The sequence below is a fragment of the Laedolimicola ammoniilytica genome (assembly GCF_025567165.1).
Taxonomy (GTDB): Bacteria; Bacillota; Clostridia; order Lachnospirales; family Lachnospiraceae; genus Laedolimicola; species Laedolimicola ammoniilytica.
This window is the reverse complement of sequence record NZ_JAOQKC010000006.1, coordinates 170,480-192,835: the sequence shown is the minus strand read 5'-3', so window position 1 is coordinate 192,835 and position 22,356 is coordinate 170,480. Positions and strand designations below refer to the sequence as shown.

The following is a 22,356-nucleotide window of genomic DNA, read 5'->3' as shown; positions in this document are numbered from 1 at the left end:
TCGAAATGCTCATAGCTGTGGCTTATTCACTGAGATATGAAAGGTTGAAAAACCTTGAATTTTCAATAAAAAACACTTGATTATATGAGGAGGGTGAGAGGATATAATATAAAATAGAGGCTTATATTTTGTGTGTTATTTGAAAAATGTTTACGAGAGCATATGAAAAAAATGAATAATCCGGGGTGAAATCCATCGCCTGTTCGGTGTATGGAAATCACTATTCCGTTTTATCCTCTGCCCAGGGCATTGACTAAATATTTTCATTGGTAATCAAACCTGTCTGTATGAGGAAGCGGGAAATCTGCTGAAACAGGAACTCCGGGAGCCGGCCATTTATAATGCAATTATTAAAGCAATTGCAGAGGGCGCTTCCTGAATGAATGATATCAGGATGAAAGTCGGCGAGGATAATTCGGTCGTATCGAAGTATCTGAAAACACTGATTGACCTTGGAATTGCGAAGAAAGAAACCCCAATTACAGAAAAACCGAGCAAGAAAACCATCTATCTGCTGGCTGATAATTTTTTCCGCTTTTGGTATCGGTTTGTCCCGGTTAATATGAGTGCAATAGATTCTGATAGAATTGCAAAGACCTACCCACACGCAGTAAAACAGTATCTTCCGGATTACATGGGTTTGATTTTTGAGAAGATGTGTCAGGATTATTTGCTTTATTATTCAGAGGATCTTCCTATTGAGCTGAGTGAAATTGGTCAGTGGTGGGGGACAGACCCAAAGAAGAAAAAGCAGATACAGATTGATATTGTCGGAACACCTGTGGAAGGTAAGGACTATATCATTGGTTCGTGTAAGTATAGAAATGAGAAAATAGGTGTAGATGAGCTTGATTTGATTCGGGATTACGCATCGGTCTTCGGAAAAGGTAATAACTATTACTATTATATCTTCTCGAAGGGCGGATTTACGGATGGACTTCTTCAGGCACAGGAGCGAGGCGAAGTACGGCTGATAACGCTGGAGGATCTTTACAGGTAAACAATCTAATGGAAACCCTGTTGGTGAAAACTGGCAGGGTATTTTTAGTTTGCGCGCCATGGGCGCGCTCTAACGGGTGAAAGTCCCGAACACGCCTAGGCGACAAGGAAGTGTATAGCTGAACAGCAAGGGTGTCTATCGTAAGGTAGAATCTGAAGGAAGCTGTAAGCAAACTCTTGGTCCGACGGATAGAAATCACATATGAGGCTAGGTTCCGCTTGGTAAGTCTGCTAAATAAGACAAAGCCGTAAAGTTGCCGTTTGTAGGAACCGAGTAAATGTGGCGGATATATGAGAGGAAAGAGCGTGCACCTTAAGCGTGGAGGTCTCACAGAGGTTTCATTAGCCTAGTAACAACGAACTGTGAGAAGTCAGCCGAGCCCATAGTAGCGAAGAAGTCTCTGTAATGGAGATGGAGCGAAGGGGCGAACAATCAATAAGTTTGAGTATGTCTCGTATTGCAGAAATGACAACATCTGCCGTAACCAATCGGAAAAAGGGTGGTCAAATCAAGCGAGACGGAAAGGAAAGAACGCATGGACACAAGTAGTCTAATGAAGCAGATACTATCCAGCGATAATCTCAACAGAGCATATCTGCAAGTCGTACGAAATAAAGGTGCCGAGGGAGTGGACGGAATGAAGTACACAGAACTTAAAGAACATCTTGTAAAGGACGGCGAAATTATCAAGGAACAGTTGAGGACAAGAAAATATAAACCTCAACCAGTACGAAGAGTGGAGATACCAAAGCCAGACGGTGGTGTCAGAAACCTGGGAGTACCAACAGTAACAGACAGATTCATACAACAAGCCATTGCACAGGTCTTAACACCAATCTATGAGGAACAGTTCCATGACCATAGCTACGGATTCAGACCGAATAGATGTGCACAGCAAGCAATCCTAACAGCACTTGATATGATGAATGATGGTAATGACTGGATTGTAGACATTGACTTGGAAAAGTTCTTTGACACAGTAAATCATGATAAGTTGATGACTATTATTGGTAGAACGATTAAAGATGGAGATGTCATCTCTATTGTTAGGAAATACCTAGTCAGCGGAATCATGATAGATGATGAGTATGAGGACTCTATTGTGGGAACACCGCAAGGAGGAAACCTTTCGCCGCTACTGGCAAACATCATGCTGAACGAACTGGATAAGGAAATGGAAAAGAGAGGGCTTAATTTTGTACGATATGCGGATGACTGTATTATCATGGTTGGAAGTGAAATGTCTGCAAACAGAGTTATGAGAAATATCTCACGATTCATCGAAGAGAAACTAGGGCTCAAAGTCAACATGACTAAGAGCAAAGTAGATAGACCAAGTGGACTTAAATACCTTGGGTTTGGATTCTACTTTGATTCAAGAGCACATCAGTTTAAGGCAAAACCGCATGCAAAATCAGTAGCGAAGTTTAAGAAAAGAATGAAAGGACTCACCTGTCGAAGTTGGGGCGTCAGCAACAGCTATAAGGTAGAGAAGCTCAATCAGCTTATCCGAGGTTGGATAAACTACTTCAAGATAGGTAGTATGAAAATCTTATGTGCGAAATTAGATGCAAATATTCGGTATAGACTTCGTATGTGCATATGGAAACAATGGAAAACTCCGCAGAATCGTGCGAAGAATTTGATGAAGCTTGGAATTGACAGGATTACAGCATACAAAGTTGGTTATTGTTCAAGAGCCTATGCTCATGTATGTAGCTGTGGTGCTGTAAATATAGCAATAACAAACAAGAGATTAGCCTCATTTGGACTAATCTCAATGTTAGATTATTACACTGAAAGGTGTGTTACATGTTAAGTTGATTGAACCGCCGTGTACCGAACGGTACGCACGGTGGTGTGAGAGGTCGAAAATTCCTCATCAAGAGGAATTTTCTCCTACTCGATTATCCAATTTTTCGGATAAATGAAAATTATTCGTAAGCACTTAGTTTTTGGGTGAATTCCCATCCATCACCAGATAGCTTATAATGAGCGGATTTTATCTCGGGAACAAGACAGGAGATTGACAGTGGTAAATCCATGTCCATAGTAATTAATATTTGCGTAAACGGTAGAGAGACTATGCCATAGAACATTTCTGCTTTGAGGTGACCAAAGAAGCCCTCACATGCAGAGTTATCAGGAGAACAACCTTTCTTGGACATGGATCGTGTAAGGTTTGCTTCTTCCATTATCTGTATCGAGACCGCTATGCCTATACTCCTTCTATAATCTAGAGGACTAAGTCCTCCGAGTGTTGATTTAATTCTATCTTTGCAATACCAACCCATATAGCCATTTATCTCATGGATAAATTCTTCAATGCTATATTCATCCCAGTCATATCCATAGAACATTTCTGTTTTGAGGTGACCAAAGAAGCCCTCACATGCAGAGTTATCAGGAGAACAACCTTTCTTGGACATGGATCGTGTAAGGTTTGCTTCTTCCATTATCTGTATCCATTCTGGCCAACGATAATGGCATCCCCTGTCAGAATGTACGATAGGTTTTTCGTTTGGTTTAAGTGTAGCAATAGCATTCCTTAACATGGTGTTGGCAAGTTCTGCGTTCGGAGAAGTGCCTATAGTCCAACTCACCGGCATACCATCAAGGCAGTCAATTATCGGCGAAAGATATATTTTTCCTGCTTTGATAGAAAACTCTGTGATATCAGTAAGCCATTTTTGATTCGGTTTTGTAGCATGGAAATCTCTAGCTATAACCTTCTCCACCGCAGGTGTTATTTCACCTTTATAGGAGTTATATTTCTGTCTGCGTTTTCGTCTGATAATTAGTTTTTCCTGCTTCATAATACGACGAACCACTTTTTCAGAAACTTTTATACCCTCACGATGAAGCAGCATATGAATTCTCCGATAACCAAATATATCACGATTTTCATGAAACAGTTGTATGATTCTTTTGCGAAGATTGGAGTATTTATCCTCTGCATAAATGGGTTTTTCTTGATAATAATAGCTACTTTTTGCAAGGTTTAGTTTTTTTAGAAGATCCGGTAGTGAATACTTATTTTTCAGGGCATCGATTATCACTGCCTTCTCCCGATACTCCCTAATCCATTTATATATCAAGGAAGGTGTGTATCCGATTTCTTCTGCCACTAATTTTACAGGCTCGCCCTTAATAAGGCAACGTTTAATTACGTCATGTTTCAATTCTGTTGGAGCTTGTCTCCAATGCTTTTGATTTGGAACATCGTAATATTCAGGATACTTTTTACACCAATGATAAAGCATTGGTGCAGATGGATACCCTAAGGTTTGGACAACTTTGTCTGGGGATCCTGTCGCTTTTAGTAATACAAGTGCTGTCGATATTTGTTCTTGCGTGTACCTCATAACATGTCAGGCATTACACAGTCCAACTTTTCGTCCGCATGCCCCTTTGCAAGGTGGATTTTACTTTTTCAATTCACCTACGTTTCCCAATTAGAAATGGAAGATATCGATCATATACATACATGATTGGTAAATTAGCGGCAATTATCAAAATAAATATTAAAATTTCCCCATATAGATTTGCTGTCAGCAATGGCATGATATTGAAAAATGTTATTGAACACAAATTCCATACGATTCCAAATACTATCATGTGTGTCCCCATCATTGTCATTGTATTTTGTCCTATAAACACAAGTAATTTAGATTTTATGTTCTTCGATAAGCCAATAACCCAATAGGCTCCAATCAGACCACCAATCAAACACAAAATTGGATTTCCCACTCTACTGCCCCAAAAATCAATTTGCCCATTAAGCATCGCTATTATATAGGTAAGGACAACCGAAAGAACAATAACATCCCATTGCTTATTTACATCATTTTTATAGTAATCTTTTAAGTAATACCCCACTAGCATAAAAGTAAATGCAATCACACCACGCACAAAAACATTTATCCAGTGTGTTGAAAATGGATAATACCGAGGTATAATAAGAAATGGAATCCATACAAAATACTTATATATACTTCGATAATATTTTAAGAAAAAGTATAAAAATATTTCTCCTATAAATAGTGCCGATATAAACCAGTTTGCTCCAACATTACAATGAATCGTTAACGTATTTTTCACGACTTCCAGAATAGAAGAAATCTGTATTTCCGAAGAAACAACCGTCCCATATAAACCTGCTGTAATATCCAGAAACAAATATGGGACGACCAATCCCTTCACCTTTTTAATCAAAAAATCAAAAAACGAAAGATTACGAAATGTTTTTTCTGAAAATAATATTCCTGAAAGAATAAAAAACAGTGGCATATGAAACGTATAAATAAAGATTAATATTTGAGAGCACTCTATTCCTTGAGAATCTCTATAAAATTGATTTATATGTCCAAGCACAACAAAAAGAATCCCTATTGCTCTGGCAATATCTATATACGTTAGTCGTTGCTTCATATTTGTTCCCCCCATAATAGGTCTTTCCTCTTTATTTCAACCTGATCTTCGAAGATATTCCAAGCGCAATTCCCAAAATGAATTTCTTATATTTTACCATTACTTTGATGTAAGCACAATGGGTGATGATATTTAATATATGTTAACTTCCAATTATACTCTTAACTTCCAGCGAGAAGTGACACTCAATTGAATAAATACGTCTAAAAAGGGCAGAAAATGATATATACGAGATAAAATAGACGTTGCCATTCCACCCTCATAATGCTAAAATGATCATATCGGTCAGGGTCAATACCTTTTGACTCTGGCCGAGTTGTATTTGGAAGTAATTTAATGGGAAAGGCCGGCAAGAATGGAAAGCTTGAATATTCCGGTAAGAATTTCGGATTTTGGAAAAATCCGTAGCGAAGAATTTTACTATGTGGATAAAACAGGACTGATTGCCGAGCTTCTCAGGGCAAAAGCAGAGGTAACCCTGATTACGCGTCCACGGCGATTTGGAAAGACGCTGGGCATGAGTATGCTGGAGTCTTTTTTTGATATCCGTAAGGACAGTAGAACGTTATTTGAAGGTCTTGAAATAGAAACAAATCCGCTTCTTTGCCGGGAATGGATGAATCAGTGGCCGGTGATTTTTTTGTCGTTAAAAAATGTGGACGGTCTTTGCTTTGCTGACGCATATCAGCAGCTTGTATATGAAATCAGCTGTCTTTATCAGGAACATGCGTACCTTTTAAAAAGCCCTGTTTTGAGTGAGCTGGATAAAGCTACTTTCAAGAGAATCCTGGAGCGTCGGGCGGAAAAAACAGAGGTGTCGCGTTCGATTCAGCTTCTGTCACAATTGATGAACAGATATTATCAGAAAAAAGTGATTCTTTTCGTGGATGAATATGATGTCCCGGTGGCAAAGGCAAACAGCAACGGCTATTATTATAAAGAAATGCTGAATGTTATGAAGAGCCTGATGCATTCCTTGCAGGTATTTTTACGGGCGCAGGTTATATGGTAGATTCCAATAAAGAGCATGGAGAAGGGCGCAGCGACGTCATTGTTTATGATCCGCTTCACGGCCGACTTGCAGTTTTTGAGGCAAAATACGTAAAGAATCTGGAAAAGCTGGAAAGCGAATGTGACGCTGCCTTGTGACAGATTAATACAAGAATGTACGCGAAAGAATTCGAAGAGGATTATGATGAGATTTTGTGTTATGGTATTTCATTCTTTAAAAAGCGCTGCATGGTGAAAAAATCGTAGGATGAAATCCCGCCTTGTTACTCACAGGAAAGTATGATATAGTAAACTGATTGACAGAAACAGAAAGGTTGCAATTTGATGAGCGATATTTTAATAGCAGTATTGGTAGCTGTTTATTATTTCACATGCTTTTTTGTGCTTGGAACCTGCCTGCTGAGGCTGATTCGGGTAGATTTTTCGCTGCCGTTGGCGATGGTGACAGGTGGATTCTCTTATTACCTGTTCTTTAATATCGTAGCGTTACCGATGAAGCTGAAGTTTTATCCACTTTCGACATTGACAAAGACGTGGTGCGGTGTGGTAGTGGTTGGTATGGCGTTGCTGATTGTGCTGGGGCGGAAAGCACTGGGACAGGCCTGGAAAGAGAGCGTTGAGAAAATAAGGAAGAGGCCGAAGTTTTATCTGGGCGTATTCAGTTTGATTCTGGTACAGTATGTCTATATGGGAAGCGTGACAGCCAGCTTATTCGGAGTTACGGATGACAGATATTATATCGGTGATGTAATGACTTCCTTATATACGAATACGATACAGCAATACAGCTATATTGATGGAGGAAAGTATGCTTATCTGGATGTTAATTATTTGCTTCAGATGTACCCGATTCATACAGCTGTAGTTAGCCAGGTGACAGGCCTCCATCCACTGATTGAAAATAAGTGGGTGCTTACGGCAACCTGGCTGATTTTGGTAAACTGTGTATTTTATCTTTGGGGGCGACTTCTGTTCAAAGAAAACAGTAAAAAAGTTTTCTGGTTTCTGGTGATTATCACGTGGTGTACCTATGCACAGAGAGCAGTGGTAGAATCATTCGCCCAGCATCTGGTGTATAGGATGGCAGAAGGAAAGAATCTGTTGGCAAACCTGATTATTCCATTCCTATTTTACTTATTTGCGAGAATTGTGAAATCGGATGGAAAATGGCAGAATTGGTTTCTGGTGTTCTGGATAGTGTGTGGAAGCTATTGTCTGGTAATGTCCTCCTTCTTTATTCTGCCACTTGTGACGGGTAGCTTTTATGCCTGCTATGTGGTACTGGGAAGAAGGTGGAGGCAGCTTGTGCCGGCCGTTCTTTGCTTTGTACCCTGTGTGGCGGTGCTTTATATCTATTTGCTGGAGACAAGCGGAAAATTGCTTTTCTATATTCCGTAGATGAGGTTATAATATGGAATTATTGAACCAATTGTATGAGTTTTACCGGGGAGTTCAGTTCGCACGGATAGGAGATTCTGTCTGGATTCTATTGATGGCAGCGGGCTGTTATGTGATTTATCAGGGAAAAAATGAAGTGTTAAAAAAGGCTGTTATTTTTCCCAGTGTTTTCTATACAATTTTTATAATGAACTCCTATACCATGAATCTTTTATATACAAAATTTGGGTTTGAATCAAGAGCCTATCGCTTTCTGTGGATGTATCCGGTATTATTGATTGTGGGGTACGTGGGAGTTCAGCTATTTGATAAGATACAGTCTAATAGGAAAAGGATATTCCTGGGTATATTTCTGGTAGTTATTACGTTTTTCACGATAAATATAGACACGGAAACATACCGGACCGAGAATATTTATAAGGTACAGAACGAATTACTGCTAACAACAGAATTGATTCACAAAGATGGGGCAGAAGAACCTTGGGTATTCTACGAAGATGAAAACCTATATTTGACAGCAAGACAATATGATGCTTCTATCAAAATTATGTATTGGCAGCCGGCGGTTTCAGAACCGTTAAACCAGGCGAAACAGGAAGAAATCTCCTGGGATACACAGGAATATCACGATTGGCTTGTAGGTCAGTATCTGCAGTACATGGTAATGAATAAAGATACCACCGTTCTCGACGGCGGCCAGTACTTTGAACTGGTGGCCGAGACAGATAAGAGTAAGATTTATCGGGTGAAATAGAATGATGAATATGATAAAAATAGCATATTACCTGTTCCTGTATCCGGTGTTGGCCGGATGCTTTGCGGAACTTCTGCTGAGGCAACCATTGAAAATGCGGACACGTTACTGGTGGGAGGGAGTGCTGTGGGAATTCGCTTCACTCTGGGGAGTTCTTTGTCTTGGTAAATTGGTTCGCTGGGAACTGGCTGGAGTCTATGGCATATACAGGGTAGTAAGCCTGGCAGTAACGATTCTTGCGATAGGTTGGATTGTGAAAGCCGGAATACAGGGCGGAAAACAAAAGAGACAAAAAAAAGAAACTGCGCCGATGGAACGCGATTGGAAAGCGATAACGGCAGCAGTTCTTTTGGCGTTTATCTTTATCGGGCTGATAGGGCTTCAGATTTCAAAAAATGGAACGATTCAGGAAAAATACAACGGGGATCGTATGGCGATTTATATCAATACGATTTTAGAGGATGGCAATCTCAGAGCTACGAATCCGATGACAGGTCTTCCCTATTACGAGGGACAGGCAATCGTGCGTTATCCGGTTTACACGGTATTTTATGCACTGATTGGATATTTATTCCCGGGAAATACATTAAGCCTGGTATATAAGATAATTCCGGTCTGGCTGCTCTGCCTGTTTTACAGCATGCAGTACGGCATTGGCCTGGAACTGCTGGGAGGGAAAAAGTGGAAGGGTCTTCTATATGGGATTGCTGTTTGTGTGTTGAATATTTTTGGAGCAGCAAAGCAGTGGATATGGGGTTCGTTTTTGATGCTTTATCCGTGGACGAACGATTCCATACGGGTGTGCATTATGATTCCGGCTGTGATCTGGCTTTTGGTAAAATTTGTAGCAGCAGTAATGAGAGGAGCAGAACATGAAAGAGCTGATTGAGTTTCTGCATACTACATGGCATCAGGATGTGATGACCTATCAGGGCTATTTTGCCCTGTTTCTGGTGTCGCTGCTTTATGTATACGGATTAAAAAAGAAAAATCGTTTGGTGCGGGGATACCTGGGATTCAGTATGGGATGGATTCTGCTTTTCTGTTTCCTGCCATTTACCTGGGTTTGTACCAGATATCTGACCGGAGAAGGAACCTATTTCCATCTGCTCTGGGCACTTCCGGTGGTGCAGATGATGGCGTATGTGTTCGTGCATTGGATGAGCCGCCTGAAAAAGGTTTCCCAGAAAATAGTCTGGCTCGTCTTTGCGCTGTGCCTCGTCTGGTGGGCGGGAAGCTGTGTATACTGGAGAGCTGACTGGAGTCAGAATGGCTACAGTACCCGAAACCCGGATTTGGAAGAACAGATGGAGATCTGCCTGATTCTGGATGCTTTAGACGGAGACAAAACCGTGATAGCAGACGATGATTTTCTGCCGTTGCTTCGGCAAGTTTCCGGCAGTATCCATCTGCTGTATGGTTCCGATATCGGAGAAGAAGGCGCATATCCGGATGAAATTCAGGATCTTCATAACAAGATGACAGCGGGAATGTTTGATTCACAGTATCTGATCAATACGGCCAGTGATTTGGGAGCGAATTACATGATTGTCGCTCCGGATGTGAACGCACCGATGCCGCGATTGGATGAGCTGGAGAGTAATGGGGAAATTCAGATTTTATATATAACGGAGCATTATACCCTGGTGAAGTTCTGATAATGAGGAGAAAGGTTTTATGATCGTTTTGGTTACAGGCACTCTGGTTCCAGGGGAAAATGTATTTGCATTGCAGCTGGTAGATCGGGATAAAAGAATAGGAGAATATGCGGAAAGCCTGAAGAAGCTTATGGCGGCGAAGTCTGTGGATAAGGTGGTATTTTGCGAAAACAGCGGTGACGAACAGGCCGTAGAGAAACTGAGAGAGCAGCTGTACGATGGAAAACCGGAAAATAAACTGGAGATTCTGAGTTTCCAGGGAGACGGGGATAAAGTAGCGAAGTATGGAAAAGGCTATGGAGAAGGTGAAGTAATAAAATATGCCCTTCATAATAGTAGATTTTTGAAAAATGAAAAAGAGTTTATAAAGCTTACAGGACGTGTAACGGTTGAAAACCTGGATGAAATTATAGAAAAAATGAAAAAAGGAATCCTCTATTTTAATCCAGTAAAGATATATGGGAAAGATAAGCAGACGGACACAAAGTTTTATAAAATTCCTATAAAAGTATATGAAACGTATTTTTTAGAACTATATATGCAGGTAAGAGATAAAGACGGAATTTATATAGAGCACCTGTTCTGGAAATGCCTGAAAGAAAATAGGCTTGCTTTCAGAAATACGCCGGAATATCCCAGATTTCAGGGAACATCCGGTAGCATTGGAATCTCCTATGGGACAACAGAGTGGAAATATCAGATAAAAAATATACTGTGTAAATTGAAGCTCTATAAAAATCAATGAGGATAGAAAATGAAACCGCTTTTAAGCATTGTAATTCCAAATTACAATAACAGTAAATATCTGGATGATTGCGTGGGAGGAATTTTGAAACAGACGTATCGCCCCCTGGAAGTGTTGCTTGTGGATGACTGTTCAACAGATGATTCCCGCAGAAAAATAGAAGAATACACAAAGGCGTATCCATGGATCAAAGGGATTTTTCTGAAAGAAAACGGAGGAGTGTCCCATGCCAGAAATACAGGGGCGGCGGAGGCTTTGGGAGAATATATTACATTTTTGGATGCGGATGATTATTACATAAATCCGGAAAAATTGAATAATGAAATGAATCTCATTTTAAATATGGAGAAGGCAGGCAAAAAAAATATTGGAGCCTTTTCCAAGCTTAGAGCTGTTGATTCAAAAGGAGAGTATTTGTGGGACTATCAGACAAGAAAAAGATTTGATAGAGGAATTTTATCCCGTGATTTCTTGAGTCAGAAAAATATTCAGCTGCCACGCGATTACTGTCTGCGACGCCAACTGTTTCTTGATACAGGAGGGTATACGGAAGGACAAAATTTATATGAGGATACGGAAATTTTGTTGAAAATTTCTGAAAAGTGTGAGTTCGTGTGTACGGATGAAACAGGCTCAGCCTATCGAATTACAGCACAAGGATTATCGAGCGCAGCAAAGGAGAAACATAAAGCGGTTTGGAAAACCCTTCGGGCACAGTACATGCCTACATTGCCGGTATCGGATAGAATATGGGTATATGGAAGTCTGATAAAAAATGAGAGCATATCATTGGCAAAACAAATCTGCAAAGATATTTTGAATATGCTGGGACTTAGAAAAAAGCGAGCATGGGAGTAAGAAGAGCATGAAGATAGGAATTCTCTATGGACAAAAATTGACACCCGAACGGGATATGCGACATCCGGAACTGGGTAATCCTGGGGTGGGAGGAACACAGTTCTGTATCGGAATGCTTGTGCGGTATCTGTCAGAGTATGAAGAGTATCGTATTACAGTCTATCAATATAATGATACGATTTTCCCAGAAAAGGTAAAAATAAAGAAAATAGAGAATTTTGAGCAGGCTCTGCAGGATGCATCAGATCAGGATGCATTTATCTGTGTACAGCCGGAAATACTGGAAGACTATCATGCGATGTCCCGGGCAGCTTGCAAGATAGTACTATGGGTACATAGTCCTTTTAAGGAGGGGGAAGCCGCGAAAGTGGCAGACTGTGCCAATATAAAGAGAGTTGTATTTGTAGGACGTCAGCAGTATGATCAGTATATTGATCATCGCATCTGCAAAAAGGCAACATATGTATTTAATATGTTTTACGGAAAGCTGGCTCAATATCAGAGAAAAGATGATTATGAGAAGATTGTAACCTATATGGGGAGCATTATTCCAAGCAAGGGCTTTCATATTCTGGCGGAACAATGGAAGAAGATTGTTGAGCAGGTACCAGATGCAGAGCTGTACGTGATAGGAAGCGGTTCCCTGTATAGTAAGGGTGCCAGACTGGGAGAGTATGGAATAGCGGATTCGGAGTATGAAAAACGCTTTGTGCCTTATCTCACGGGTGAACAGGGGAAAATTCTAAACTCTGTTCATTTTTGTGGAGTTTTGGGACAGGAAAAGTATGAAATATTTAATAAAACAGCAGTAGGAATTATCAATCCTTCAGCCTGTACAGAGACATTTGGACTCAGTGCAGTGGAGATGGAGGCTTGTGGGATTCCCATTGTCACAAAAGCGAAAAATGGATTGTTGGATACTGTCAGACACCACGAGACAGGTTTGATGTATCATAAAGAAAAGAAGCTTGCGGATGACGTGATCCGGCTTCTTCAGGATAGAAAATTAAATCAGACATTGGGAAAAAATGCTCAAAAGTTTGTCTGTGACGCTTTTGATCCGGAAAAGCTGACAAAAGAATGGATGAAAGTGTTAGAAGAAGTAAAGATGGACGTACCGGCTGTCTATCAGAAGCCAACAGGATTTTTCAGCAATCAGGGAAAATGGCTGAGAATCATAAATCGAAGGATTCAGGTCGTATTTGGAACAGAGAAAAGTCTGGGAGAAATAAAAGCAGTCATTAAGAAATGTGTAGGTAAAAAATGAAAACAATTAAAATCAAATTTACTGGATTTTGGAAGAACTTTAATGAGAATGATAATTTTATTTTAGATATCCTGAAAAAAAATTATGAAGTTGTTCTGTCGGAGACACCGGAATATCTGTTTTACTCGGTGTTTAATGATGATTATATAAAGTATGACTGCGTACGTATTTTTGTGACAGGGGAGAACATCTGCCCGGATTTTCAAATGTGCGATTATGCGATTGGATTTGAACGAATGGAGTTTGAAGATCGCTATTTGAGATGCCCATTTTATTTTGTTATGAAGGAATATCGGGAAGATTTGGATGCGGCGCTCAAAAAGCATTTGAATGCAGAAATGACACTGGCCGGTAAAACAGAATTTTGCAGTTTTGTGTATTCGAATGCGGATGCAGACGAGATGCGTACGGAGATTTTCAGGGCAGTGAATCAATATAAGAATATCAATGCAGGGGGGAAGGTTTTTAATACCTATCAGGGAAAAAGAGTAGATTCTAAAAGAGAATTTGAAAGGAAACACAAGTTTTCGATTGCATGTGAAAACAGCAGACATAATGGATACATTACCGAAAAGATTATGCAGGCTTTTGCGGCGGGAACGATACCGATATATTGGGGAGCGGCCGATATAACAAGGGATTATAATGAACGGGCGTTTATTAATGTGACGGATTTTCCAAGCCTGGAGGAATTGGTTGCTTATGTAAAAAGAGTAGATGAAGATGACGAGCTGTATTTGAAATATTTGTCAGAACCTGCTTTTTCAGAAAAAATTCAACCGGAGAAGATGCAGGAAAAACTGGAGCAATTTATAACACATATTGTGGAACAATCTGTGGAAGCTGCATATAGGAGAAACCGAGTATTTTGGGGGAAAAGCTATCAGAGAAGATATTGGGTATATAAGCGGGCACATGGTTTTCTGATGAAGCTTCAGAAGATAACAGGTCGGAAAGTGATTGAAAAAATAGAAGGTGGAATGTATGAATAAGCTGGTCTCTATCATTGTGCCGGTATATAATGTGGAAAAATATTTGAAAAGATGCATGACTTCTATATTAGAACAGACGTATTCGAACCTGGAAATTTTGTTAATTGATGATGGTTCGCCGGACAACAGCGGAAATCTATGTGATGAAATACAGAGCACGGATGAACGGATTAAAGTGTATCACAAAGCGAACGGTGGTTTGTCTTCTGCGAGAAATTACGGTCTGGAGCGATGCACAGGAGAATATATTTTTTTCATAGATTCAGATGACTGGATAGAAAAGAATGCGATAGAATTACTGGTTTCCCGTGCGGAAGAGACAGGAGCGGATCTGGTCTGTGGATCTTACAAAGAAGTCCGCGAAGATGGAAATGTGATTAGAAACGTAACCCAGGAAAGGAAAACGTTCAATCCAGAAGAGGCTATGTATGCATATTTGAATGGAACAGCGATTCACAGCATTGTATGGGGAAAGTTATATAGAAATACAATGTTTTCTGGGATACGTTTTCCGGAGGGATGCCTCCACGAAGACGAGTTTGTGACTTATCAGTTGATTTATGCGGCAAATCAGATCGAGACTTTGCCAGAGGTACTATATGATTATGTAATACGTGAAAATAGTATAACTTCAAAAAAATTCAGCAAGGCCCGGCTGGTTACGATTGACGCAGCGCGAGGCTTATATGAAGAGACACTCAGGCACGATGCTAAAGAAATACAGGAGTTGGGATATAGAAAGTATATAAAAACCCTGGAAAGTATGTATGTCTGTGCGCAAAAATATCTGGATGACGAACAGATAGGCGGGTTAGAGCAATATCAAAAAGAGATTCATACGGAATGTAAAAAAGCCTGTAAAAAGTTACAGGGAAAATCAGAACTCAGGAGACAGGCATTTTTGATTGCATATTTTCCATTATATTTTACAACAATGCGAAAAGTACGCCAGATAGCGAAAAGAATAGCGGGTAAGAGATAGAAATGAGAAGATTCAAGGCTTTAAAAAATAGTGGATTTGCGATTGCGAGCCAGATTTTAATCGTATTGCTTCAATTTATTAATAGAAGATTTTTTGTATTATTTTTAAGTGAAGAGTATCTGGGAGCAAACGGACTGTTTTCAGACATTCTGAATATGCTGTCGGTGGCGGAACTCGGACTGGGAAGCGCGATTGTTTTTGCAATGTACAAACCGTTTGCAGACCAGGACATCCCAAGGGTGAACGCCCTGATTCGATTTTACAAGAGCTCTTATTACAAAATTGGAGCAGGAGTGACGGCAGTAGGGTTGGCGCTGATCCCATTCCTTAATTTTTTCATAAAAGATCCGGGCAATGTGGAACATATCAGGCTGATTTATTGTCTTGTTTTACTGAATTCCACAGTTACGTATTTCTTTTCACACAAAATTACGATATTAACCGTTGCTCAGAAAAATTATATACAGAATATTTCAAATGTATTTTTTAAAATTGTACAGCTGGTGGGACAGATGGTGGTATTATACCTGACCAGAAACTACTTACTGTACTTAGCGGTACAGTTCCTGTGTACGATCTTAAATTATGTAATTTTATCTGAAATAGCACAAAAGCAGTATCGGGAATATTTTGATACAGATAGTAGTTATGAACTGACGGGGAGTGAAAAAAAAGGTCTATTTAAGAATATAAAAGCATTGTTCATGCATAGAACAGCGTCTTTCCTTGTAAATGGAACGGATAATATTATTCTTTCCAAATTTATGGGACTTGCGACAACAGGCGTGTTCAGTAATTACAATTTGATTTTTACTAATGTAATGAATTTCTTTACCATACCGTTTTCGGCTATTACGGCTACGGTAGGAAATTTCGTCGCGTCAGAGTCCAAAGAAAGCGCGAGAGCTATGTTTTGGAAATTAAATTTTGTCTCCTATTGGCTTGCGGTAGTCTGTGCAACGGCCTTGATGAGTCTCTCATCACCGTTTATCAGATTGTTTTTCGGAGAAAAATACGGCATGAATATGGCGGTTCCGTTGATTATGTCTCTGAATTTTTACATTAATGTAATGCGTCAGCCGGTGAATGTATATAAGAATACAAAGGGGCTCTTCTGGCAGGATAGATATAAACCGATACTGGAATCAGCGGTAAATCTTGCGGTTGGAATATTTTTGGTGAACAGAGTCGGAGTCATCAGTGTACTGCTTGGAACCACAGCCAGTGCGCTGGTAGCGGGATTGCTCATAGAAATCCACATTATATATAAATATGGATTTCAGGTAAGCGCCAAGGAATACTATCTGCGTTATGTAAAAGATTTCCTTATTATGAGCTTAATATGTTTATCCAGCTATCTTTTATGTGGTATAATAAAAAGCAATACATTTTTGAACTTAATTGTAAAGGGCATCATTTGTATGGCTGTTTCGAATGGAGTATTGCTTCTTATTTATGGAAAAACAGATGAATTCCGGTATTATTTGAACTTTGTGAAAGAAATTGTTCAGAGAAAATCAAAGAATTAAGAGAAAGGCGCACCCATGACCACCCCACCCCTCTGCCCAATCCTGGGCGTACACATCGCGGCCGTCGATATGAAAACGGCCCTCAACTATATTCGTGAAAATTTATCTGCCCTGCGGGGAAAATATATCTGCATCTCTAATGTTCATACAACTGTCATGAGCTACGAGGAGGAGAGCTATCGGAAGGTGCAGAATGGAGCGGCGCTGGCGCTGCCTGATGGGAAGCCGCTTTCTGTGGTATGCAGGAAGCGGGGATTTGCGGGGGCGGACCGTGTGACCGGGCCGGATTTGATGCAGGAGATTTTTAAATGCTCCCGGGAATATGGATACCGGCATTATTTCTACGGCAGTACGCCGGAGACGCTGAAGCTGCTGGAGGAGAAGCTCGGAGAGACCTACGGACTGGATATCGCTGGCCTGGAATCGCCGCCCTTTCGGGCACTGACGCCGGAGGAAGATGAGGCGGCGGTAGAGCGGATCAATGCATCCGGCGCTGATTTTGTCTGGATAGGCCTTGGCGCGCCCAAGCAGGAGCGTTGGATGGCGACCCATGAAGGGCGTGTGCAGGGGCTTATGATAGGCGTGGGAGCCGGCTTTGATTATTTTGCTGGCAATATTAAGCGGGCGCCCATGTGGATGCAGAAGCTGAGCCTAGAATGGTTCTATCGGTTACTGCAGGATCCGAAGCGCCTGTTCAAGCGTTATCTTATTACGAATACCAAATTTCTTTGGTTGATTGCGAGAGGAAAATGATGAATTTCTGTACCTTATTTGACAGCTACTATCTGGACAAGGGACTGGCTCTGTACCGCTCCCTGAGCAAAGTGACGGAGGATTTTACCCTGTATGTATTCTGCTTTGATGACAAAGCGAAAGCGATTCTGGACGGAATGACTCTCCCTCATCTGGTGGTGCTGCACCATTCGGATTTTGAGACGGAGGAGCTGCTAAAGCTGAAAAAAGAGCGTTCCCGGGCGGAGTACTGTTGGACCTGTACATCTGTTATTATTGAATATGTGCTGGATCATTATCCGGTGGACAGCTGTACGTATCTGGATTCCGATTTGTATTTTTATGCGGATCCGGCATTGCTGTTTCAGGAAATAGAGGCGGAGAAGGCCGATGTGGTGATTGTGCCCCATCGTTTTAAGGATAATGACTATGGCCGGAAGTTGGAGGAGCGCAACGGTCGGTACTGCGTACAGTTTAACTATTTCCGGCAGACGGAGAACGGACGTCGGGTACTGACCTGGTGGAAGGAAAAGTGCATGGAATGGTGCTTTGACATCCCGGAGCCGGATCGGATGGGCGATCAGAAATATTTGAACGGCTGGCCGGAGAAGTTCCCGGGAGTCTGGGAGCTTCAGCACCTGGGTGGTGGTGTGGCTCCCTGGAATCTGGAACAGTATAGGTTCTGCGGCGCGGAGAACGGGAAGCTTATGATGGAAGACGGAAAGTCGGGAGAGAAATTCCCCCTAGTCTTTTATCATTTCCAGAACCTGCGTTATATGCCGGGACGCCGGGTCAATATCAAGTCCCAGACAAAAAACAAGAAGCTGAAATACCGGATTTATATCCCTTATCTGAAGGAAACGGAAGCGATTCGGAGAATGCTGGAAGAAAAGTATGGTCTGTCTTTTGAGCCAAAGAAGCTGCAGCGTTCCAGTAATGTGCTGGTGGGCTTTTTACAGCGGCATTTTGCGGCCTTTAAGATACAGTCTCTTTCGGATATCATTGACCTGGACAGGCTGGACAGCTATGTGGAGAAGGATGGAAAATAAATGAACTGGGCGATTTTGGAATTATATTGCGGCGGTTCCGGGAAACTGGGCTTCTATAACAGCCAGGAGCTGGGTCTGGCCAGGGCGTTGAAAAAGTCGGGCATGCAGGTGACGATTGTATACCCAGATAAGAGTGGAAATCCGGACTGGGAGGAAAGCCCGGAAGAAGGAATCACCATCCTGCACAAGGCCTGCCGGGCACTGGGAGTACACGGTTTTTACAATCTGGATTTTCTGACAGAGCGGAAGATCGACGTGGTTCATCTGGACAGTGATAATCAGATGTATGCACCGACTGTCGTGCGCTTTTGTGAAAAGCATGGAATTTTCTGCTATCATTATATCGGAACGGTATACAGTGATACGGAAAATGGGCTGAAAAAGCAGCTGATGAATCTGATATCCAGGCGGAATATCCGGATGTTCCGGAAAATGCTGACCATCGGAAAGACGGAGGCGGTCCGAAAAGCGATGGAAAAGAGCGGAGTGAGCGGAGTTCAGGTGGTTCCGGTGGGGCTGGATACCTCTGTGATACAGACTGCGGAGGTGGGAAAGGACGAGCTGCGCAGAATGCTTGGTCTTCCCACAGATAAAAAACTGCTGCTTTTCGTGGGACGACTGGAGAGCTATAAACGTCCCTTTGCCGCCCTGGAGCTTCTGGAGAGACTGGGAAGCTCATACGCGCTGGCCATTATCGGGGACGGCGGGCTTCGGGAGGAGCTGAAAGAGAGAATCCAAAAGAGCGGGAATGCGGATAATATTTTTTATTTTGACCGGATTCCGAATACGCAGATGTATCAATATTATGCGGCAAGTGATTGTTATGTAAACTTTAATACCCATGAAATTTTTGGCATGAGTATTTTGGAAGCCATGTATCAGGGCTGTCCGGTGGTGGCCCGCAGAGCGCCGGGACCGGAGCAGATCGTGGAAAATGGCGTATCCGGATATCTCTGCAATTCTGAGGAGGAAATGGGACGCATCATCGCCGGGGGTATCGCACCGGAGATCGGGCAGCGGGCGGCGGAGCGTATCCGGAAGGAATTTACCTGGGAGAGTAGTGCAGAGAAGATACAGAAGCTGGTCAGGAGCCGTAAGGAGGAATAGAGCATGAAAATAGCGGTAGCGGGAATGGGCTATGTGGGACTGGCCAATGCAGTCCTTTTGTCCCAGCATCATCAGGTGACGGCTGTGGATATCCTGGAGGAACGGGTGGCCATGCTGAATCGCAGGCGGTCTCCCATCGCGGATCCGGAGATCGAACGGTATCTGGCGGAAAAGGAATTACAGCTGTCCGCCACCACAGACGGAGAGGCGGCTTACCGGGACGCAGAGTATGTGATTGTGGCAGCGCCGACCAACTACAATGCGGAAAAGAATTATTTTGATACCTCTGCGGTAGAAGCGGTGATCGAACTGGTGCTGAAGGTGAATCCGGAAGCCGTGATTGTGATCAAATCCACGGTTCCGGTGGGATATACGAAAAGTGTCCGGGAAAAGTATCAGATAAAAAATCTGCTTTTTTCCCCGGAATTTCTGCGGGAAGGAAAGGCTCTGTATGATAACCTTTATCCATCCCGGATTATCGTGGGAACGGATCTGGAAAATCCGGATCTGACACAGGCGGCCCGTACCTTTGCGGAGCTTCTGAAGGAGGGCGCGCTGAAGGAAGAGATCGACGTGCTGCTGACGGCTTATACAGAGGCGGAGGCCGTGAAGCTTTTTGCTAATACCTATCTGGCGCTTCGTATTTCATTTTTTAATGAGCTGGATACTTACGCGGAGATGCGGGGATTGAATACTCGACAGATTATCGAGGGCGTGTGCCTGGATCCGAGAATCGGAAATTATTACAACAATCCGTCCTTCGGGTATGGTGGTTACTGTCTGCCCAAGGATACAAAGCAGTTGTTGGCCAACTATGCGGATGTGCCGGAAAATCTGATTGAAGCCATCGTGGAGTCCAATCGGACGAGAAAGGATTTTATCGCGGATCGGGTTCTGCGCCAGGCCGGATACTATGCCTATGGTGATAATAATACGTATGATGGCCGGAAGGAAAAGAAGGTTACGGTGGGTGTCTATCGTCTGACCATGAAGGCCAACAGTGACAATTTCCGGCAGAGCAGTATTCAGGGGGTCATGAAGCGGATCAAGGCCAAGGGAGCCGAAGTCGTGATCTACGAGCCGACGCTGGATGACACCAATACCTTTTTTGGCAGCAGGGTAACTCATGATCTGGAAGGATTCAAGCGAGAGTGTGATACCATTCTGGCCAACCGATATGACAGTCAGCTGGACGATGTGAGGGAAAAGGTTTATACGAGAGATATATTCAGGAGAGATTGATTCATGAAAATCATGTATGTGGATACCAGTGTGGGCGGCCATCATCTGATTTATGTAAATCATCTGCTGCGCATTGAGCCAGAGGAAAGCTTTGCAGTGCTGCCGGAAGGACAGGAGCAGGTGGAGGGAAGATGTATCCGTCTGCCTGTCCGTTCGATTCGCTGTCCAGGAGATTACCGAAGCTGGATGAAGGAGCTACACCGGATAGCGAAGCATGAAAAACCGGATGTGGTTCATTTCCTGGATGGAGATACCATGATGCGCTATTTTGGCCTGGGACTGGGCGGCTTTGGAAAAAGTAAAATCGTAATTACGTATCATCATCTGTTTCCGGGAAAGGCCCGGGAAATCAGTATGAGACGGATGCTGAAGAAAGCGGCGGCCGGGGTATTCCATACGGAGGAGATACGGCGGACGGTCGAGCAGTATGGCTGTGAAAATACCCGCTGGATTTCGTATCCCTGTTTCCTGAAGACAGAGATGCAGGAGAGCGGTGTGTACCGTCATATGCCGCCCGTGCTGCTGTCTTTGGGAGGAACGAGACAGGATAAGGGACTGGATATTCTGCTGGCAGCGTTGAAAATGGTGAAGACACCGTTTCACCTAGTTGTGGCCGGGAAGGAAGAGGATTTTGACCGGGCCTATATAGAGCGGGAGACGGCTGGATATCGGGACGAGACGGAGCTGATTTTGCGATTTTTGACAGAGAAAGAGGTCCTTGGGTATCTGACAGAGGCGGATATCATTGTGTTGCCCTATCGAAAGGTGTTTGACGGAGCAAGCGGCCCCATGTGCGAAGGCATTTATCTGGGAAAAACCATTGTGGGACCGGATCATGGCAGTCTGGGCAGTCTGATTCGGCAGCAGCATGTAGGGTATTCCTTTGAGAGTGAAAATCCGACAGCGCTGGCGGTATGTCTGGAGAAAGCCCTTAAGGAACCCTGCCGGTATGATGAGACGGCCCGGAAAGCCCAGAAGGAGTTGAGTCCGGAGCTTTTTCGGAAACGATATCGACAATTGTATAAAGAAATTATAAAATAACAGCCAAAGCCCCGACCCTTCCCATCCCAGGGAAGCAGCCGGGGCTTTGCCGTACTTACGTCACCTGCATTGCGGAGATCAGCGGGTAGCGGTTGAGCAGATATTCGCAGAAAATGGCGATGAGGTCTTTGGGATAAGGCGTCTTATCTTCCCAGGCCGGACAGCCGGTCATTTCCACGAGAAGGTGGTGGCCGCCGTTACGCATCATGACGTCCCGGACGGTTCGGATGTTGCGTTCTACGCTGCTGACAGTCGTAGAGAACTCGGATGCTACGGTGACGTAGATTTCTTTGTGAATACACTGGAGCCTCGTAGGGTCCTCAAGGGCCAGCTCCACCGCGCGGATAAAATAGCGGTACCCGCAATAGTGACTGAAAACTCCGGTGGTATTCAGCAAAACCTGGATTTTCTGTTTCATATGTAAAACTCCCCTCGAAAAAAGTAAAACAAAAAGATTTGTTTGCAGTAGATTATAATGAGAAAGTGTCGGAATGGGTAGTATATTCGGAGAAATAGACAAGGATCGACATAAATAGACATAAAGTTATCTGACATCGACA

At 42.7% G+C, this 22,356-nt stretch carries 21 protein-coding genes and 1 pseudogene; 19 read left to right on the top strand and 3 right to left on the bottom strand.

Annotated features, from left to right (window positions below; translation table 11 throughout):
- The first annotated feature begins 379 nt into the window (after positions 1 to 379).
- Together OCV63_RS06505 and ltrA are read left to right on the top strand one after the other, a co-directional pair.
- Entirely contained in the window at positions 380 to 1,000 is a 621-nt protein-coding gene (locus OCV63_RS06505; RefSeq protein WP_262670674.1) for a DUF234 domain-containing protein, read from the top strand.
- A gap of 535 nt (positions 1,001 to 1,535) precedes the next feature.
- A complete protein-coding gene (gene ltrA, locus OCV63_RS06500; protein ID WP_158362941.1) occupies positions 1,536 to 2,819 on the top strand; it encodes a group II intron reverse transcriptase/maturase in 1,284 nt (427 codons plus the stop codon).
- Positions 2,820 to 3,237: 418 nt separating this feature from the next.
- Here ltrA and OCV63_RS06495 read toward each other — a convergent pair.
- A pseudogene (locus OCV63_RS06495) lies at positions 3,238 to 4,263 on the bottom strand (IS3 family transposase); the annotation flags it as partial.
- 175 nt (positions 4,264 to 4,438) lie between these two features.
- Positions 4,439 to 5,446 carry an acyltransferase family protein gene (locus tag OCV63_RS06490; RefSeq protein ID WP_158362939.1) on the bottom strand — a complete coding sequence of 336 codons (1,008 nt, stop codon included), beginning with the start codon at positions 5,444 to 5,446 and terminating at the stop codon, positions 4,439 to 4,441.
- A gap of 340 nt (positions 5,447 to 5,786) precedes the next feature.
- Between OCV63_RS06490 and OCV63_RS06485 the strand changes: the two genes are divergently transcribed.
- From OCV63_RS06485 to OCV63_RS06410, 17 genes are all read left to right on the top strand, one after another.
- Positions 5,787 to 6,443: an AAA family ATPase gene (locus OCV63_RS06485; protein WP_317245679.1), complete on the top strand. Its 657-nt coding sequence runs from the start codon at positions 5,787 to 5,789 to the stop codon at positions 6,441 to 6,443.
- Positions 6,437 to 6,580 (top strand): hypothetical protein, encoded by a 144-nt coding sequence (locus OCV63_RS17425; RefSeq protein WP_317245678.1) that lies wholly within the window; start codon positions 6,437 to 6,439, stop codon positions 6,578 to 6,580. Before OCV63_RS06485 ends, OCV63_RS17425 begins: the two co-directional genes overlap by 7 nt.
- Before the next feature lie 186 nt (positions 6,581 to 6,766).
- A complete protein-coding gene (locus OCV63_RS06480; RefSeq protein WP_158362937.1) occupies positions 6,767 to 7,840 on the top strand; it encodes a DUF6077 domain-containing protein in 1,074 nt (357 codons plus the stop codon).
- A 13-nt stretch (positions 7,841 to 7,853) separates the two neighbouring features.
- The gene (locus OCV63_RS06475) at positions 7,854 to 8,594 is read left to right on the top strand and encodes a hypothetical protein (RefSeq protein WP_158362935.1); all 741 of its coding nucleotides are present in this window, start codon (positions 7,854 to 7,856) and stop codon (positions 8,592 to 8,594) included.
- Between the two features lie 10 nt (positions 8,595 to 8,604).
- Complete coding sequence (locus OCV63_RS06470; protein ID WP_158362933.1) at positions 8,605 to 9,483, top strand: DUF6077 domain-containing protein; 879 nt, start codon at positions 8,605 to 8,607, stop codon at positions 9,481 to 9,483.
- Complete coding sequence (locus OCV63_RS06465; RefSeq protein ID WP_158362931.1) at positions 9,467 to 10,252, top strand: hypothetical protein; 786 nt, start codon at positions 9,467 to 9,469, stop codon at positions 10,250 to 10,252. Before OCV63_RS06470 ends, OCV63_RS06465 begins: the two co-directional genes overlap by 17 nt.
- Before the next feature lie 19 nt (positions 10,253 to 10,271).
- Complete coding sequence (locus OCV63_RS06460) at positions 10,272 to 10,997, top strand: hypothetical protein (RefSeq protein ID WP_158362929.1); 726 nt, start codon at positions 10,272 to 10,274, stop codon at positions 10,995 to 10,997.
- Between the two features lie 9 nt (positions 10,998 to 11,006).
- Entirely contained in the window at positions 11,007 to 11,855 is an 849-nt protein-coding gene (locus OCV63_RS06455; RefSeq protein ID WP_158362927.1) for a glycosyltransferase family 2 protein, read from the top strand.
- Positions 11,856 to 11,862: 7 nt separating this feature from the next.
- Positions 11,863 to 13,122 carry a glycosyltransferase family 4 protein gene (locus OCV63_RS06450; RefSeq protein ID WP_158362925.1) on the top strand — a complete coding sequence of 420 codons (1,260 nt, stop codon included), beginning with the start codon at positions 11,863 to 11,865 and terminating at the stop codon, positions 13,120 to 13,122.
- On the top strand, positions 13,119 to 14,114 hold the full coding sequence (locus OCV63_RS06445) for a glycosyltransferase family 10 domain-containing protein (protein WP_158362923.1): 996 nt from the start codon (positions 13,119 to 13,121) through the stop codon (positions 14,112 to 14,114). The genes OCV63_RS06450 and OCV63_RS06445 overlap by 4 nt, the downstream gene beginning before the upstream one ends.
- The gene (locus OCV63_RS06440) at positions 14,107 to 15,096 is read left to right on the top strand and encodes a glycosyltransferase family 2 protein (RefSeq protein WP_158362921.1); all 990 of its coding nucleotides are present in this window, start codon (positions 14,107 to 14,109) and stop codon (positions 15,094 to 15,096) included. Before OCV63_RS06445 ends, OCV63_RS06440 begins: the two co-directional genes overlap by 8 nt.
- 2 nt (positions 15,097 to 15,098) lie before the next feature.
- Positions 15,099 to 16,625, top strand: a complete 1,527-nt coding sequence (locus OCV63_RS06435; protein WP_158362919.1) for a lipopolysaccharide biosynthesis protein — start codon at positions 15,099 to 15,101, stop codon at positions 16,623 to 16,625.
- 15 nt (positions 16,626 to 16,640) lie between these two features.
- Entirely contained in the window at positions 16,641 to 17,378 is a 738-nt protein-coding gene (locus OCV63_RS06430) for a WecB/TagA/CpsF family glycosyltransferase (protein WP_158362917.1), read from the top strand.
- Positions 17,378 to 18,406, top strand: a complete 1,029-nt coding sequence (locus tag OCV63_RS06425; protein WP_158362915.1) for a glycosyl transferase — start codon at positions 17,378 to 17,380, stop codon at positions 18,404 to 18,406. The genes OCV63_RS06430 and OCV63_RS06425 overlap by 1 nt, the downstream gene beginning before the upstream one ends.
- Positions 18,407 to 19,513 (top strand): glycosyltransferase, encoded by a 1,107-nt coding sequence (locus OCV63_RS06420; protein WP_158362913.1) that lies wholly within the window; start codon positions 18,407 to 18,409, stop codon positions 19,511 to 19,513.
- 3 nt (positions 19,514 to 19,516) lie between these two features.
- Positions 19,517 to 20,755: a nucleotide sugar dehydrogenase gene (locus tag OCV63_RS06415; RefSeq protein ID WP_158362912.1), complete on the top strand. Its 1,239-nt coding sequence runs from the start codon at positions 19,517 to 19,519 to the stop codon at positions 20,753 to 20,755.
- Between the two features lie 3 nt (positions 20,756 to 20,758).
- The gene (locus tag OCV63_RS06410) at positions 20,759 to 21,796 is read left to right on the top strand and encodes a glycosyltransferase family 4 protein (protein WP_158362910.1); all 1,038 of its coding nucleotides are present in this window, start codon (positions 20,759 to 20,761) and stop codon (positions 21,794 to 21,796) included.
- A gap of 55 nt (positions 21,797 to 21,851) precedes the next feature.
- Here OCV63_RS06410 and OCV63_RS06405 read toward each other — a convergent pair whose 3' ends face one another.
- Positions 21,852 to 22,214 (bottom strand): sporulation initiation factor Spo0A C-terminal domain-containing protein, encoded by a 363-nt coding sequence (locus OCV63_RS06405; protein ID WP_158362908.1) that lies wholly within the window; start codon positions 22,212 to 22,214, stop codon positions 21,852 to 21,854.
- Between the last annotated feature and the right edge of the window lie 142 nt (positions 22,215 to 22,356).